The organism is Burkholderia sp. AU38729 (assembly GCF_020419725.1).
In the GTDB taxonomy this organism is placed as follows: Bacteria; Pseudomonadota; Gammaproteobacteria; order Burkholderiales; family Burkholderiaceae; genus Burkholderia.
This window is the reverse complement of record NZ_JAIZQO010000003.1, coordinates 178,846-193,791: the sequence shown is the minus strand read 5'-3', so window position 1 is coordinate 193,791 and position 14,946 is coordinate 178,846. Positions and strand designations below refer to the sequence as shown.

The 14,946-nt window shown below is 67.5% G+C and carries 12 protein-coding genes; 6 read left to right on the top strand and 6 right to left on the bottom strand.

The genetic code is table 11. The features are described 5' to 3' along the window. Nucleotides 1-67: 67 nt before the first annotated feature. Both LGM56_RS09810 and recG read right to left on the bottom strand, forming a co-directional pair. Nucleotides 68-1,027, bottom strand: a complete 960-nt coding sequence (locus LGM56_RS09810; protein WP_043189592.1) for a hydrogen peroxide-inducible genes activator — start codon at nucleotides 1,025-1,027, stop codon at nucleotides 68-70. 125 nt (nucleotides 1,028-1,152) lie between these two features. Further along, entirely contained in the window at nucleotides 1,153-3,483 is a 2,331-nt protein-coding gene (gene recG, locus LGM56_RS09805; RefSeq protein ID WP_226204377.1) for an ATP-dependent DNA helicase RecG, read from the bottom strand. Nucleotides 3,484-3,650: 167 nt separating this feature from the next. Here recG and queA point away from each other — a divergent pair, with 167 nt between their 5' ends. The 6 genes from queA to LGM56_RS09775 all read left to right on the top strand — a co-directional run bounded on the left by queA (nucleotide 3,651) and on the right by LGM56_RS09775 (nucleotide 11,637). Next, nucleotides 3,651-4,718, top strand: a complete 1,068-nt coding sequence (gene queA, locus LGM56_RS09800; protein WP_226204375.1) for a tRNA preQ1(34) S-adenosylmethionine ribosyltransferase-isomerase QueA — start codon at nucleotides 3,651-3,653, stop codon at nucleotides 4,716-4,718. A gap of 210 nt (nucleotides 4,719-4,928) precedes the next feature. Then, entirely contained in the window at nucleotides 4,929-6,128 is a 1,200-nt protein-coding gene (gene tgt / locus LGM56_RS09795; RefSeq protein WP_226204373.1) for a tRNA guanosine(34) transglycosylase Tgt, read from the top strand. Nucleotides 6,129-6,384: 256 nt separating this feature from the next. Then, complete coding sequence (gene yajC / locus LGM56_RS09790; RefSeq protein ID WP_006476868.1) at nucleotides 6,385-6,708, top strand: preprotein translocase subunit YajC; 324 nt, start codon at nucleotides 6,385-6,387, stop codon at nucleotides 6,706-6,708. A 106-nt stretch (nucleotides 6,709-6,814) separates the two neighbouring features. After that, entirely contained in the window at nucleotides 6,815-8,836 is a 2,022-nt protein-coding gene (gene secD, locus LGM56_RS09785) for a protein translocase subunit SecD (RefSeq protein ID WP_226204371.1), read from the top strand. A gap of 16 nt (nucleotides 8,837-8,852) precedes the next feature. Beyond that, the gene (gene secF, locus LGM56_RS09780) at nucleotides 8,853-9,803 is read left to right on the top strand and encodes a protein translocase subunit SecF (RefSeq protein ID WP_089424532.1); all 951 of its coding nucleotides are present in this window, start codon (nucleotides 8,853-8,855) and stop codon (nucleotides 9,801-9,803) included. A gap of 205 nt (nucleotides 9,804-10,008) precedes the next feature. Next, nucleotides 10,009-11,637, top strand: a complete 1,629-nt coding sequence (locus LGM56_RS09775) for a S41 family peptidase (protein ID WP_226204369.1) — start codon at nucleotides 10,009-10,011, stop codon at nucleotides 11,635-11,637. An 18-nt stretch (nucleotides 11,638-11,655) separates the two neighbouring features. On the opposite strand, the gene LGM56_RS09770 is transcribed toward LGM56_RS09775, so the two are convergent. From LGM56_RS09770 to LGM56_RS09755, 4 genes are all read right to left on the bottom strand, one after another. Continuing rightward, a complete protein-coding gene (locus tag LGM56_RS09770) occupies nucleotides 11,656-12,933 on the bottom strand; it encodes an MFS transporter (protein WP_089424530.1) in 1,278 nt (425 codons plus the stop codon). A 185-nt stretch (nucleotides 12,934-13,118) separates the two neighbouring features. Then, nucleotides 13,119-13,700 carry a YceI family protein gene (locus tag LGM56_RS09765; protein ID WP_089439259.1) on the bottom strand — a complete coding sequence of 194 codons (582 nt, stop codon included), beginning with the start codon at nucleotides 13,698-13,700 and terminating at the stop codon, nucleotides 13,119-13,121. Nucleotides 13,701-13,765: 65 nt separating this feature from the next. Continuing rightward, nucleotides 13,766-14,326 carry a YceI family protein gene (locus tag LGM56_RS09760; RefSeq protein ID WP_011350991.1) on the bottom strand — a complete coding sequence of 187 codons (561 nt, stop codon included), beginning with the start codon at nucleotides 14,324-14,326 and terminating at the stop codon, nucleotides 13,766-13,768. An 8-nt stretch (nucleotides 14,327-14,334) separates the two neighbouring features. Beyond that, entirely contained in the window at nucleotides 14,335-14,895 is a 561-nt protein-coding gene (locus LGM56_RS09755) for a cytochrome b (RefSeq protein WP_089494117.1), read from the bottom strand. Between the last annotated feature and the right edge of the window lie 51 nt (nucleotides 14,896-14,946).

Here is a 14,946-nt window from a genome sequence, read left to right as displayed (position 1 = left end):
AGAGAAAAATAAACGGGGTCGCAAGACCCCGTTCATCGTGCCGCCACACGCGCATGCTGGAGCGTGCTCAGTTCATGGTCGCCGGCATATCGAGCTTCGCGACCCCCGGCAGCTCGCACGCGGAAATCGCGTCGCTGATCGCGTCGATCGCGGGCATCCGCGTGAAGCTCTTGCGCCACACGAGCACCACGCGGCGGTCGGGCACCGGCTCGTTGAACGGCACGTACGACAGCAGTTCGGCATCGGGGCCGTTCGCGCGCGGGCCGACCTCGGCGACCGACATCCGCGGCAGCACGGTGATGCCGACACCGCTTGCGACCATGTGGCGGATCGTCTCGAGCGACGAGCCCTCGAAGGTCTTCTGGATGCCGTCGGCCGTCTGCGAGAAGCGCATCAGCTCCGGGCACACGCCGAGCACGTGATCGCGGAAGCAGTGGCCGTTGCCGAGCAGCAGCATGGTTTCCTGCTTGAGATCCTCGGCGTCGATTTCCTCGCGCTTCTCCCACGGATGGCCGGCGGGCAGCGCGACGACGAACGGCTCGTCGTACAGCGGGCGCACCATCAGGCCGGTTTCCGGAAACGGCAGCGCCATGATCGCGGCGTCGATCTCGCCCTGCTTGAGCAGTTCGAGCAGCTTCAGCGTGTAGTTTTCCTGCAGCATCAGCGGCATCTGCGGGACACGCTGGATCATCTGCTTGACGAGCGTCGGCAGCAGATAGGGCCCGATCGTGTAGATCACCCCGAGGCGGAACGGGCCGACCAGCGGATCCTTGCCCTGCTTCGCGATCTCCTTGATCGCGAAGGTCTGCTCGAGCACGCGCTGCGCCTGCGTGACGATCTGGTCACCGATCGGCGTGACGCTCACTTCGCTCGCGCCGCGTTCGAAAATCTGCACGTTGAGCTCGTCTTCGAGCTTCTTGATCGCCACCGACAGCGTCGGCTGGCTCACGAAGCATGCTTCGGCCGCGCGGCCGAAATGCCGTTCGCGCGCGACCGCGACGATGTATTTCAATTCAGTCAGCGTCATTGTGGGTCAATCAGAGATATACAAGCGATAGGTTTAATTTATACACCCTGTGACACCGGTTCGCCAAGTTTCTCTGCATCGGAATGCGTCAAACGGCGGTTTTAAATCCGGCCCCGGCCCGCGGATCAGGCCTTCAGATACTGCTCCCGCGCACCGAGCCAGCGCGCGAGATGCTGCGTGACGACCTCCGGATACGCGGCAATCAGCCGCGACGCGGCTTCGCGGGCCGGCTCGATCAGCCAGCCGTCGGTCTCGAGGTTCGCGAAGCGCAGCATCGCCGCGCCCGACTGGCGTGCACCGAGGAATTCGCCGGGGCCGCGGATCTCGAGGTCGCGCCGCGCGATCTCGAAGCCGTCGGTCGTCTCGCGCATCGTCTTCAGCCGCTCGCGGCCCGTGAGCGACAGCGGCCCCGTGTACAGCAGCACGCACACCGACGCCGCGGTGCCCCGCCCGACCCGGCCGCGCAGCTGGTGCAGCTGCGCAAGGCCGAAGCGCTCGGCGTGCTCGATCACCATCAGTGACGCGTTCGGCACGTCGACGCCGACCTCGATCACGGTCGTCGCGACGAGCAGCTGCACGTCGTTGCGCGTGAACGCTTCCATCACGGCCGCCTTGTCGGCCGGCGACAGCCGGCCGTGCACGAGCCCGACCTTCAGTTCCGGGAGCGCGGCGGCCAGCGTCTCGTATGTCTCGACGGCCGTCTGCAACTGCAGCGTCTCGCTCTCCTCGATCAGCGGGCACACCCAGTACACCTGGCGCCCGGTCAGCGCGGCCTCGCGCACGCGGGCGATCACCTCCTCGCGCCGCGCATCGCCGACGAGGCGCGTCAGCACGGGCGTGCGGCCCGGCGGCAGCTCGTCGATCGTCGAGACTTCGAGATCGGCGTAATACGTCATCGCGAGCGTGCGCGGAATCGGCGTGGCCGACATCATCAGCTGGTGCGGCTGGAAGTCGCGCGCGCCGTTGGCCGCATTCGCGGCCTTCGCACGCAGCGCGAGCCGCTGCTCGACGCCGAAACGGTGCTGTTCGTCGACGATCACGAGGCCGAGCCGCGCGAATTCGACCGTGTCCTGGATGATCGCGTGCGTGCCGATCACGAGCTGCGCGGTGCCGAGCGCGGCCGCCTCGATCGCCGCGCGCTTCTCCTTCGCCTTCAGGCTGCCCGCGAGCCACGCGACCGTGACGCCCAGCGGCTCGAGCCACGCGCGCAGCTTGCGCGCGTGCTGTTCCGCGAGGATTTCGGTGGGCGCCATCAGCGCGGCCTGGTAGCCGGCGTCGATCGCCTGCGTGGCGGCCAGCGCCGCGACGACCGTCTTGCCGCTGCCGACGTCGCCCTGCAGCAGGCGCTGCATCGGGTGCGCAAGGGTAAGATCGTTCGCGATTTCGTCGACGACGCGCGCCTGCGCGCCCGTCAGCGTGAACGGCAGCGCGGCGTAGAGCCGGGGCGTCAAGGCATCGGCATCGCTCGCGGCGCGGCGCGGCATCGCGGGCGCCGCACGCGTGCGGCGCTCCTCGTGCGCGCGCTTGAGCGACAACTGCTGCGCGAGCAACTCCTCGAACTTGATGCGCGTCCACGCCGGATGCGAGCCGTCCATCAGCGCGGCTTCGTCGGAATCGACGCGCGGGTGGTGCAGGATGCGCACCGCCTGCTCGAGCGTCGGCACGTCGAGCGGCTTCAGATAGTCGCGCTGGATCTCGGGCGGCAGCAGCTCGGGCAGCGGCGTGCGCTCGACCGCGTTCTCGATCGCCTTGCGCAGGTAGGCCTGCGACACGCCGGCCGTGCTCGGATAGACGGGCGTGAGCACTTGCGGCAGCGGCGCATCCGGTTCGACCACGCGTACCGCCGGATGCACCATCTCCATCCCGAAGAAGCCGCCACGCACGTCGCCGCGCACGCGCAGCCGCTGGCCGACGGCCATCTGCTTGACCTGCGAGCCGTAGAAATTCAGGAAGCGCAGCACGAGATGCTCGCCGTCGTCGTCCTGGATCTTCACGACCAGCTGGCGGCGCGGCCGGTACGCGACCTCGTTGTCGAACACGACGCCTTCGGTCTGCGCGATGCCGCCCGGCAGCAGCTCGCCGATCGGCGTGAGCGTGGTTTCGTCCTCGTAGCGCATCGGCAGATGCAGCACGAGATCGATCGAGCGCGTGAGACCGAGCTTCGCGAGCTTGTCGACGGTCTTCACGGGTTTATCGGCGGCGGGCTTCCTCTTGCGCTTCGCGCCGGCCGCGCCTGCCGGGTCGCTGTCAGCCGCGCCATCGGCATCGGGCGCGGCGGCGGCCGGCTGCGCGAGCCTGCCGTCGGCGCCGCGCTTCGGGCCGGCGCGGCGCGGCGCGGCGCGTTCCGCGGAATCACGCTCGCCCGCGCGTTGCGCGGGCGGCGCGACATCTTCCGCGTCGAACGGATCGGCGGAATCGGCAACGGCAGCGGGGGAACGGCGTGGTGACACAGGCATCGGATCGTCTGGGTGCTTCGCAAGGCAAGTACAATAGCGGCTTTCACGTCGTCCGAACGAACGACGCCGGCCAGGCCGCGCATCCCGCCATCATAGCGGCTCGCGCGCCCGATTTACGCGTTTCCGCCCCGCCGGCGACGCCCGCCGGCCGCTTCGAACCAGCCCGCATGTTCACGCTTTCCGATTTCGATTTCAATCTGCCTCCCGAGCTGATTGCACAAACCGCGCTGCCCGATCGCACCGCGAGCCGCCTGCTCGAGGTCGACGGCACCGTCGCGCCCGCCCGCCTGGTCGACCGCCATTTCACCGCGCTGCCATCGTGCATCGCGGCCGGCGACCTGCTCGTCTTCAACGATACCAAGGTGCTGAAGGCGCGTTTCTTCGGCCAGAAGGCCAGCGGCGGCAAGATCGAGGTGCTGATCGAGCGCGTGACCGGCACGCACACGGCGCTCGCGCAGATCCGCGCGAGCAAGTCGCCGGGCGCCGGCACGACGCTGCGGCTCGCCGATGCGTTCGACGTGACGGTGGGCGAGCGCGTCGATCCGTTTTTCACGCTGAACTTCCCCGCGCCGTGCCTCGACCTGATCGAGCAATACGGCCGCCTGCCGCTGCCGCCCTATATCGAGCACGATCCGGATGCGACCGACGAGACGCGCTACCAGACCGTCTACGCGAGCAACCCGGGCGCGGTCGCCGCGCCCACGGCCGGGCTGCACTTCGACCAGCCGATGCTCGACCGGCTCGACGCGATGGGCGTCGAGCGCGCGACGCTGACGCTGCACGTCGGCGCCGGCACGTTCCAGCCGGTGCGCGTCGACAACATCGCCGAGCACAAGATGCACAGCGAGTGGTACGACCTGCCGCAGTCGCTCGTCGACAAGATCGCCGCGACCCGTGCGCGCGGCGGCAACGTGATCGCGGTCGGCACGACGTCGATGCGCGCGCTCGAAGCCGCGGCGCGCGCGGCCGACGAAGCGGGCCGCCCGCTCGCGGCCACGCAGGCCGAGACCGACATCTTCATCACGCCCGGCTATCGTTTCCGCGTGGTCGACCGGCTCGTCACGAACTTCCACCTGCCGAAGTCGACGCTGCTGATGCTGGTGTCCGCGTTCGCGGGCGTGGAGACGATCCGCGCCGCGTACCGGCACGCGATCGACGAGCGCTACCGCTTCTTCAGCTACGGCGATGCGATGCTGCTCACGCAGCGCGACACGCCGGAGGCGGCGGGCGCGTAAGCACGGCATGCGCGACGGCCCCCGCACCGCGCGGCCGTCGCGCCCCCGTTTTCCCGCCGCACGCGCTACGATGGCGCGCACCTGTTTTCTTCCCCGCCGCCGGCTTCCGGCGGCGTTTCCAACATGCGCCGGACTTGCGATCCAGAGTTAGCGCTTTAGCGGTTACTCTGATCCCATGCAGAGCAGCCCGGTAGCGAGGAGAATGACGCGATGACCGAAGGTTCATCCCACGATACGCACGCTGATACGCACGCCCCCGTGCAGGACCGCCCGGCGAACGGGCTCGAATTCGAACTGCTGACGACCGACGGCCGTGCGCGCCGCGGCCGCGTGAAGCTCAACCACGGCGTGGTCGAGACGCCGATCTTCATGCCGGTCGGCACGTACGGCACCGTGAAGGCGATCCAGCCGCGCGAGCTGCACGAGATCAAGGCCCAGATCATCCTCGGCAACACGTTCCACCTGTGGCTGCGCCCGGGCCTCGACACGATCGACGCGCACGGCGGCCTGCACGCCTTCATGGGCTGGAACAAGCCGATCCTGACCGACTCGGGCGGCTTCCAGGTGTTCTCGCTCGGCGACCTGCGCAAGATCACCGAGGACGGCGTCACGTTCGCGTCGCCGATCAACGGCGACAAGCTGTTCCTGTCGCCGGAAGTGTCGATGCAGATCCAGAAGGTGCTGAACTCCGACGTCGTGATGCAGTTCGACGAGTGCACGCCGTATGCGACCAACGGCGTGCCGACCACGCACAAGGAAGCGGCCGACTCGATGCGCATGTCGCTGCGCTGGGCGAAGCGCTCGCTCGACGAGTTCAACCGGCTCGGCAACCCGAACGCGCTGTTCGGGATCGTCCAGGGCGGGATGTTCGAGGACCTGCGCGACGAATCGCTCGCGGGCCTCGCGGAACTCGGCTTCCACGGCCTCGCGATCGGCGGGCTGTCGGTGGGCGAGCCGAAGGAAGACATGATGCGCGTGCTGCGCCACGTCGGCCCGAAGCTGCCGGCCAACAAGCCGCACTACCTGATGGGCGTGGGCACGCCGGAGGATCTGGTCGAGGGCGTCGCCAACGGCGTCGACATGTTCGACTGCGTAATGCCGACCCGCAACGCACGCAACGGCTGGCTGTTCACGCGCTTCGGCGACGTGAAGATCCGCAACGCGACGCACAAGAACTCGCTGAAGCCGCTCGACGCGAGCTGCACGTGCTACACGTGCCAGAACTTCTCGCGCGGCTACCTGCATCACCTGCACCGCGTGGGCGAGATCCTCGGTGCCCAGCTCAACACGATCCACAACCTGCACTACTACCTGCAGCTCATGAGCGAGATCCGCGAAGCGATCGAGACCCACACGTTCGACGCGTTCCGCCAGCGCTTCGCGGAGGATCGGGCCAGAGGGGTCGACTGACGGACGGTCGCGCCGCCCTTGATAAGACAAGCACTAAACGGATCGAAAATCTGTTGGGACTCGTCCTAAACAAGCGCGTCCCAACTGCCGCTCGGAACCGACAAACATTACAATTTCCTTTCCATACAAGTCGCAACGGTACCGGTTCGCGCTTTAACAGCTTGATCCGAAAGCGCATTTGCCGATCCGTTTGCGCATGGGGCCGGTGGTAGAATAACCGGCTTATTTTTCGATCTTCCCCTACGGAGAGACCAACGTGCCGTTCATTTCCAACGCGTTCGCCCAAGGTGCCGGTGGCGCCGAATCGAGCCTGATGAGCTTCCTGCCGCTCATCCTGATGTTTGCCGTGCTCTACTTCATCATGATCCGTCCGCAGATGAAGCGTCAGAAGGAGCACCGCAACATGCTCGCGGCCATGGCCAAGGGCGACGAAGTCGTCACGAGCGGCGGCCTCGTGGGCAAGGTGACGAAGGTCACCGAAGGCTACATCGGCGTCGAAATCGCCGAAGGCACCGAAATCACCGTGCAGAAGGCCGCGGTCACGACCATTCTGCCGAAGGGCACGATCAAGTCGCTGTAAGCCCTTCACCGAGCGTCCGGCTCCCCGCGCCGTGCCCGCCTGAGAGAGCGGGCCGCCGCGGCGCCGGACGCGACGCTTTCACGCCAACCACCCGTTCGGCTCCCTCATGAATCGTTATCCACTCTGGAAATATGTCGTGATGGTCGTGGCGCTCGCCATCGGCCTTCTGTACACATTGCCCAACTTCTTCGGCGAATCGCCGGCGGTGCAGGTGTCGAGCGGCAAGGCCACGGTCAAGCTCGACTCGACCACGCTGACCCAGGTCGAATCGGCGCTCGCCTCCGCGCAGATCACGCCGGACGACGTCACCTTCGAGAACACGGCGACCAACGCGAACATCCGCGTGCGCCTGAAGGACACCGATACGCAGCTGCGCGTCAAGGACCTGCTGCAGAAATCGCTGAACGCCGACCCGAACGATCCGCAGTACGTCGTCGCCCTGAACCTGCAGAGCGCGTCGCCGCGCTGGCTGACCTCCCTGCACGCGCTGCCGATGTATCTCGGCCTCGACCTGCGTGGCGGCGTCCACTTCCTGCTCCAGGTCGACATGACGGGCGCGCTGACGAAGAAGCTCGATTCCGACGCGTCCGACGCGCGCACGCTGCTGCGCGACAAGAACATCCGCGACGGCGGCGTGAGCCGCGTCGACCAGTCCGTGGTCGTCAACTTCAGCGATGCACAGACGGCGGAAGACGCCCGCAAGCTGCTCGCGCAGTCGATCACCGAACTGCAATGGGCTACCCAGCCCGGCGGCGGCGGCACGCAGGTCGTCGGCACGTTCACGCCGGCCGTGCAGAAGTCCGTCGAGGACGCCGCGCTCAAGCAGAACCTGACGACGCTCCACAACCGCGTGAACGAACTCGGCGTGTCCGAGCCGATCCTGCAGCAGCAAGGTAGCGACCGCATCGTCGTCGAGCTGCCGGGCGTGCAGGACACCGCGAAGGCGAAGGACATCATCGGCCGCACCGCGACGCTCGAAGCGCGCCTCGCCGATCCGATCAACACGCACCCGAACCCGAACGACCCGGTGCCGCCGGGTGAAGAGCTGTTCACGCAGGGCAACCAGGCGCCGGTGCTGCTGAAGAAGGACGTGATCTTCACGGGCGACCGCATCATCGATGCATCGGCCGGCTTCGACGATCACCAGCGTCCGTCGGTCAACATCCGCCTCGATTCGGCGGGTGGCCGCTCGGTGCGCGCGGTCTCGCGCGAGAACATCGGCAAGCCGATGGCGATGGTGCTGTTCGAGAAGGGCAAGGGCGAAGTGCTGACGGTCGCGACGATCCAGTCGGAACTCGGCGACCGCTTCCAGATCACCGGCCAGCCGACGCCGCAGGCCGCGGCCGACCTCGCGCTGCTGCTGCGCGCCGGTTCGCTCGCCGCGCCGATGGACATCATCGAGGAACGCACGATCGGCCCGAGCCTCGGCGCCGACAACATCAAGATGGGCATCCACTCGGTGATCTGGGGCTTCTGCGCGATCGCCGTGTTCATGATCGCGTACTACATGCTGTTCGGCGTGATCTCGGTGATCGGCCTGTCGGTGAACCTGCTGCTGCTCGTCGCCGTGCTGTCGCTGATGCAGGCGACGCTGACGCTGCCCGGCATCGCCGCCATCGCGCTCGCGCTCGGTATGGCGATCGACGCGAACGTGCTGATCAACGAGCGCGTGCGTGAAGAACTGCGCGCCGGCCAGCCGCCGCAGACCGCCATCCAGGCCGGCTACGCGCATGCGTGGGCGACGATTCTCGACTCGAACGTCACGACGCTGATCGCCGGCCTCGCGCTGCTCGCGTTCGGCTCGGGCCCGGTTCGCGCGTTCGCGATCGTGCACTGCCTCGGTATCCTGACGTCGATGTTCTCCGCGGTGTTCTTCTCGCGCGGGATCGTCAACCTCTGGTACGGCGGCCGCAAGAAGCTGAAGTCGCTCGCGATCGGCCAGGTGTGGAAGCCGGAAGGCGCCGCTGCCGCCGCGTCGTTCACCGACGCCGACGAATCGACCGACACCGCACGCGCCGCGAAGCTCGCCGCCCCCGCGAAGGGCAACGCGCCGCGCGCCGGCAAGCCGCAGCTGCGCAATCGCGCGCAGCAGGGCGTGTCGCCGAAGAAACCGGGCTCGACCCAATAAGGCCCCGGAGAAGACCATGGAATTTTTCCGCATCCGTAAAGACATTCCGTTCATGCGGCACGCGCTGGTGTTCAACGTGATCTCGCTGGTCACGTTCCTCGCCGCCGTGTTCTTCCTGTTCCACCGCGGGCTGCACCTGTCCGTCGAATTCACCGGCGGGACGGTGATCGAGGTGCAGTACCAGCAGGCCGCTGAACTCGAACCGGTGCGCGCGACGCTCGGCAAGCTCGGCTACGCCGACGCGCAGGTGCAGAACTTCGGCACGTCGCGCAACGTGCTGATCCGCCTGCAGCTGAAGGAAGGCCTCACGTCCGCGCAGCAGAGCGACCAGGTGATGGGCGCGCTGAAGGCGCAGAACCCGGACGTCACGCTGCAGCGCGTCGAGTTCGTCGGCCCGCAGGTCGGCCGGGAACTCGCGACCGACGGCCTGCTCGCGCTCGCGTGCGTCGTGATCGGCATCGTGATCTACCTGTCGTTCCGCTTCGAGTGGAAGTACGCGGTGGCCGGCATCATCGCCAACCTGCACGACATCGTGATCATTCTCGGCTTCTTCGCGTTCTTCCAGTGGGAGTTCTCGCTGGCGGTGCTCGCGGCGATCCTCGCGGTGCTCGGCTACTCGGTCAACGAGTCGGTCGTCATCTTCGACCGGATCCGCGAAACGTTCCGCCGCGAACGCAAGATGAGCGTGCAGGAAGTGATCAACCACGCGATCACGACCACGATGTCGCGCACGATCATCACGCACACGTCGACCGAAATGATGGTGCTGTCGATGTTCTTCTTCGGCGGCCCGACGCTGCACTACTTCGCACTCGCGCTGACGGTCGGCATCATGTTCGGCATCTACTCGTCGGTGTTCGTCGCGGGCTCGCTCGCGATGTGGCTCGGCATCAAGCGTGAAGACCTGATCAAGGAAAAGAAGTCCGCGCACGATCCGGACGATCCGAACGCAGGCGCGCAGGTTTAAGCGCCACGCTGCTTCGGCACAGACGAAAAGCCGGCCCGGTTGGGCCGGCTTTTTCATGCCCGCGCCACCGCCGCGCATCGCGCCGCCCGCTCGCCCTGCCCGGTCACGCACGTCGGCTACAATCGTGACCGTCCCGCCGCGCCCACCCGCCGGCCGTGCGTCAGCGGGACAGCGCCTTCGCCCTCCGTTCAAACGTGCGGTCCCGATGATGCCTCCCACGCGTGTCGTGCTTCGCCTTGCCGTTTGCGCCGCCGTCACGGCCGCGCTCCTGCCGTGCGCGTCATCCGTCGGTGCGCAACAGCCGGCGTCCACCCCGCTCGCTTCTGCCCCTTCTGCCCCTTCTGCCCCTTCTGCCCCTTCTGCCCCTTCTGCCCCTTCTGCCCCTTCTGCCCCTTCTGCCGCTTCTGCCGCTTCTGCCGCTTCGCCCGCCGCCGCCCAGCCGCCCTCGCCCTGCCCGCCCGACTGGGAGCCGCAGATCTGCGAGCTCAAGGCAGCGGTGGAAATCCTGAAGCGGCAGCACCTGACCGACGTCGACATCGGCGCACTGCTCGACGCAACGACCCACGCGGGAATCAAGACGCTGCCGTACGCACGTTTCTTCGACGCGAAGGAGGAGCAGGAGCGGCGCGACGACGAACGGCGCGCGCGCGACGGCACGCCCGGCATCGGCATCGTGTTCGAGACGCGGCCCGACGGGCTGCACATCGTCGACGTGATTCCCGACGCGCCCGCGGAAAAGGTCGGCGTGCGCCCCGACGATCTCGTCGTCGCGATGAACGATACGAGCGTCGTCGGCATCGACCCGGCCGACCTGACCAGACTCGCCAAAGGCGACGCAGGCGTGCCGCTGAAACTCACGGTCCGGCGCGGCCCGTCGCACGCGGTGCTGAGCTTCGCGCCCGTGCGGACGATCCTCAAGCCCCATCCGGCGATCGCGAAACGCCTCGACGGCGACATCCTGTACACGCGGCTGTCGAGCTTCCCCGAACCGGCGGTCGGCGACTACATCGACGCGGTGCAGGCCGCGCGCCGCGCGGGGCCGGCGGTGAAAGGCGTGATCCTCGACCTGCGCATCAACGGCGGCGGCGCGCTCAATGCGGCGATCGGCATCACCGCGCTGTTCGCGGGCCGCGACCGCACCGCGATGGTGACGGTCGAGCGCGGCGACGCCAACCGCCGCCGCTACACGACCAACTGGCCCGACTACGCATTGCCGGTCATGCACGGCCAGGATCCGCTCGCGCCGCTGCAGGCCGACGACTGGTGGCGCACCGTGCCGCTCGTCGTGCTCGTCGACGGACAGAGCGCGTCGGCCGCCGAAGCGACCGCGGCGGCGCTGAAGGATCTCGGCCGCGCGAAGCTGCTCGGCATGCCGACCTACGGGAAGGGGCTTGCGCAGACGGGTGTCGACCTGATCGACGGCACGCGTCTGAATTTCACGTACGCGCGCAACCTGCGGCCGAACGGCTGCCCGATGGACGGCTACGGCGTCGTGCCGGACTGGCTCGTGCCGCCGCGCCGCGACTCGGACGTCGACGGCGTGCTGCTGTGGTACCGGGAAGCCGATCTCGCCCGCGCGCCGTATGCGGACCGGCTGGCGCCCGATCCGTTCGCGAAGGTGCGCAAGGAACGGCAGACGCTGCGCGAGCAGCGGGCGCTCGCGAAGATCGATACGGCGAAGAGCGCGGCGCTGCCGCAGCGCGAGTTCGGCACGGCCACCGACTGGCAGCTCGGTCAGGCGCTGGCGGCGCTCGCCGGGCGCCCGGTGCGGACCGTCGAAGCCAAACCGCAGCTGATGCCCGCGCAACCGGTGTGCGAGCGCGCCGGCAACTGATACGCGCCGCCCGTCCCGTTACCGGAACCCGAACCGCTTGCGCAGCACGACCAGCGCCACGAGGCTCAGCACGGCCGCGAACATCAGGTAGAAGCTCGGCGCGGTCTTCATTCCGGTCGCCTTGATCAGCCACGCGATGATGAACGGCCCGAAGCCGCCGAAGATCGTCACCGCGACGTTGTACGCGAGCGACATCCCGGTCGTGCGCGTCTGCACCGGAAACACTTCCGACAGCAAACCCGGCAGCGCCGCGAAGTAGCCCGTCATCAGGAACGCGAGCAGCACCTGCAGCGCGATCAGCGTGCCGAAGCCCGGATGCGCGACCAGGTACGCGAACGCCGGATAGATCAGCACGAGGATGCCGATGGCCGGCGCAATCATCACGCGCACGCGGCCGTAGGTGTCCGACCAGTGGCCGACGAGCGGCGCGAACGCCATCTGGATCACGCCGACCACCAGGATCGCCGCGAACGCGGCCGACGGCGCGAGGCCGAGCTGCTTCACGCCGTAGGTCGGCATGAACAGCACGAGATAGGTCGCGACCGTGCCGAGCACGACCACGCCCATCGCGGCGACGAGGCGCGCCTTGTGCGACGCGAACGTGTCGCGCAGCGGGTTCGCGGTGCCTTCCGCCGCGAGGAATTCGGGGGTCTCGTCGACCTTCGTGCGGATGTAGTACGCAACCGGCCCGAGCAGCAGGCCGAAGAAGAACGGCACGCGCCAGCCCCACGACGCCATCTGCGCGGCCGTGAGCTGCGCGTTCAGCACGGTGCCGAAGCCGGCGGCGAGCAGCGTCGTGAGCCCCTGGCTCGCGACCTGCCAGCTCGCGAAGAAGCCGCGCCGGCCCGGCACGTGCTCGGCGAGGAACGCGGTCGCGCTGCCGAACTCGCCGCCGGCGGAGAAACCCTGCATCAGCCGCGCGGCGACGAGGATCACCGGCGCCGCGACGCCGATCGTCTCGTAGGTCGGCAGCACCGCGATGATCAGCGTGCCGCCCATCATCAGCAGGATCGACAGCGTGAGGGCGGCCTTGCGGCCGGCGCGGTCGGCATACGCGCCGAGCACGATCGCGCCGAGCGGGCGCATGAAGAACGACACGCCGAACGTGCCGAGCGTGAGCAGCAGCGACACGGTGTCGTTGCCGGCCGGAAAGAACAGCTTCGAGATCGTCACCGCGAAGAAGCCGTAGACGACGAGGTCGAACCACTCGAGCGCATTGCCGATCGACGCGGCGACCACCGCGCGCCACACGCGCGGCGACGAGGCAATGGAACGGGACTGCGTGACGGCATGCATCGGCGATCTCCTTGTCGTTGTACGTTCTGTTCGAGGCGGCCGCTCGCGCGCCGTCGGCCTGCCCGGCGCCGGGTACGGCGCTCGGGCGATTATAGGCGCGTAAATAGAAACCGCCGCGCCCCCTGACGGGAACGCGGCGGCGGGCTCGCGACGGGCCGGCGCGAAGGCCGGCCCGACCGGCGGGCTTACTGCTGCTTGAGCGCTTCGGCCGTGATCAGCAGCTTCGTCTTCATCTTGAAGCCGTACTGCTTGCCGTAGTCGAGGCCGAAATCGCTGCGGTCGAATTCGCCGACCGCGTCGACGCCGCACACTTCACGCTTGAGCATCGGGTGCGGCATGCACTTGAACGAATCGATCTTCAGCGTCACCGGCTTCGTTACGCCATGCAGCGTCAGGTTGCCGACCACCGACACAGGCTTGTCGCCGTCGAACTTGATCGCGCCCTTGTAGTTCGCCTGCGGGAACTTGGCGACGTCGAAGAACTCGGCCGTCTGCAGATGCTCGTCGAGCTTCGTGCTGCCGGTGTGGATCGACGCGATGTCGGTCGTCACGTCGACCGTACCGGTCTTCGCCGCGCGGTCGAGCGTCACGGTGCCGCTCGACTTGTCGAACTTGCCGCGCCAGACCGACAGGCCGCCCATGTGGTCAGCCTCGAAGCTCGGGTACGTGTGGCTCGGGTCGAACTGGTACGTGACGCTTTCGGCGAATGCCGAGAACGACAGCGACGCTGCCAGCGCGCCTGCGGCGATGATCAGTTGCTTTTTCAAACCTTTTCTCCTTGGAACGGCGCCGCGCCCTCGCGCGGCATTCGGGTGAGGCGACAGTCCGCCGCTTACTTGGTGGCGACGAGATGGAACTTGATCTGCACTTCGTCCGCGACGACCGACGTGTCCTTCCACTCGCCGGTGCCGACGTTGAACGCCGAGCGCTTGATCGGCAGCACGCCGTCGAAGGTCTGCGTCGCGCCGCTCTGCGTGACCGTGACGGGCACCGTGACGTTCTCGGACTTGCCCTTGATCGTCAGCTTGCCGGTGACGTTGTACTTGTTGCCGCCCGCCGGCGCGATCGCCGACGACACGAACGTGGCCTGCGGATACGCCTTCGCGTCGAACCAGTCCTTGCCGGCGACCTGGTCGTTGTACATCTTGTCGCCGAGGTCATAGCTCGCGACGTCGATCGTCATCTGGGCGCTGCCCTGCGCGGCTTTCGCCGGGTCGAACTTCACCTGCGCGGAAAACTTCTTGAACGCGCCTTCGGTCGGCACGTTCATCTGCTTCGACACGGCGGACACCTTGCTCTTCGCGAGATCGACGTCGGCGAGCGCCGCGCCCGACGCGACAAGTGACACCGCGGCGAACGCGGTCAGCATGGAGCGGGAGAAAGACACTTTCATGGGATCCTTCATTTGGCAAAGGGGAGCATCCGCGACAGCAGGCCGTCGCGGTCCAACAACTGGTGCTTGAGCGCCGCGACCACGTGCAGCGAAACGAGCGCAAGCAGAATGTAATTCAATGACACGTGAAGCGTCTTGAAGGTTTCCTTCAGCACCGGATCGGGGTCGATCAGCCGCGGCAGCGGCACGATGCCGAGGTAGACCACCGGGATGTTCGCCGCCGAGCTGTACAGGTAGCCCGTCACCGGTATCACGATCATCAGCAGGTACAGCAGGATGTGCACGCCGTGCGACGCCGCGCGCTGCCACGCGGGCGTGCCGCCCGGCAGCGCCGGCGGCACGTGGGTCGCCCGCCACAGCACGCGGACGACGACCAGCGCGAATATCGTCACGCCCATCCACTTGTGCCACGAGAAGTACTTCAGCTTGGTCGGCGTGAAGCCGGGGATGTCGGTCATCACCCAGCCCAGCGCGAACGCGCAGACGATCAGCAGCGCGATCAGCCAGTGCAGCGCGATCGCCGTCTGCGTATAGCGTACCGGCGTGGCCGGCAGCGATTTCGATGCCATCTTGGATTCCTCAGTTCAGCGAACGGCCGCGTCGGAAATTCGTCCGACGCT

Excerpts from the sequence above, each read along its gene's own strand:
- LGM56_RS09810 (WP_043189592.1), bottom strand. The coding sequence starts at position 1,027 with ATGACGCTGACTGAATTGAAATACATCGTCGCGGTCGCGCGCGAACGG.
- recG (WP_226204377.1), bottom strand. The coding sequence starts at position 3,483 with ATGCCTGTGTCACCACGCCGTTCCCCCGCTGCCGTTGCCGATTCCGCC.
- queA (WP_226204375.1), top strand. The coding sequence starts at position 3,651 with ATGTTCACGCTTTCCGATTTCGATTTCAATCTGCCTCCCGAGCTGATT.
- tgt (WP_226204373.1), top strand. The coding sequence starts at position 4,929 with ATGACCGAAGGTTCATCCCACGATACGCACGCTGATACGCACGCCCCC.
- secD (WP_226204371.1), top strand. The coding sequence starts at position 6,815 with ATGAATCGTTATCCACTCTGGAAATATGTCGTGATGGTCGTGGCGCTC.
- secF (WP_089424532.1), top strand. The coding sequence starts at position 8,853 with ATGGAATTTTTCCGCATCCGTAAAGACATTCCGTTCATGCGGCACGCG.
- LGM56_RS09775 (WP_226204369.1), top strand. The coding sequence starts at position 10,009 with ATGATGCCTCCCACGCGTGTCGTGCTTCGCCTTGCCGTTTGCGCCGCC.
- LGM56_RS09770 (WP_089424530.1), bottom strand. The coding sequence starts at position 12,933 with ATGCATGCCGTCACGCAGTCCCGTTCCATTGCCTCGTCGCCGCGCGTG.
- LGM56_RS09760 (WP_011350991.1), bottom strand. The coding sequence starts at position 14,326 with ATGAAAGTGTCTTTCTCCCGCTCCATGCTGACCGCGTTCGCCGCGGTG.
- LGM56_RS09755 (WP_089494117.1), bottom strand. The coding sequence starts at position 14,895 with ATGGCATCGAAATCGCTGCCGGCCACGCCGGTACGCTATACGCAGACG.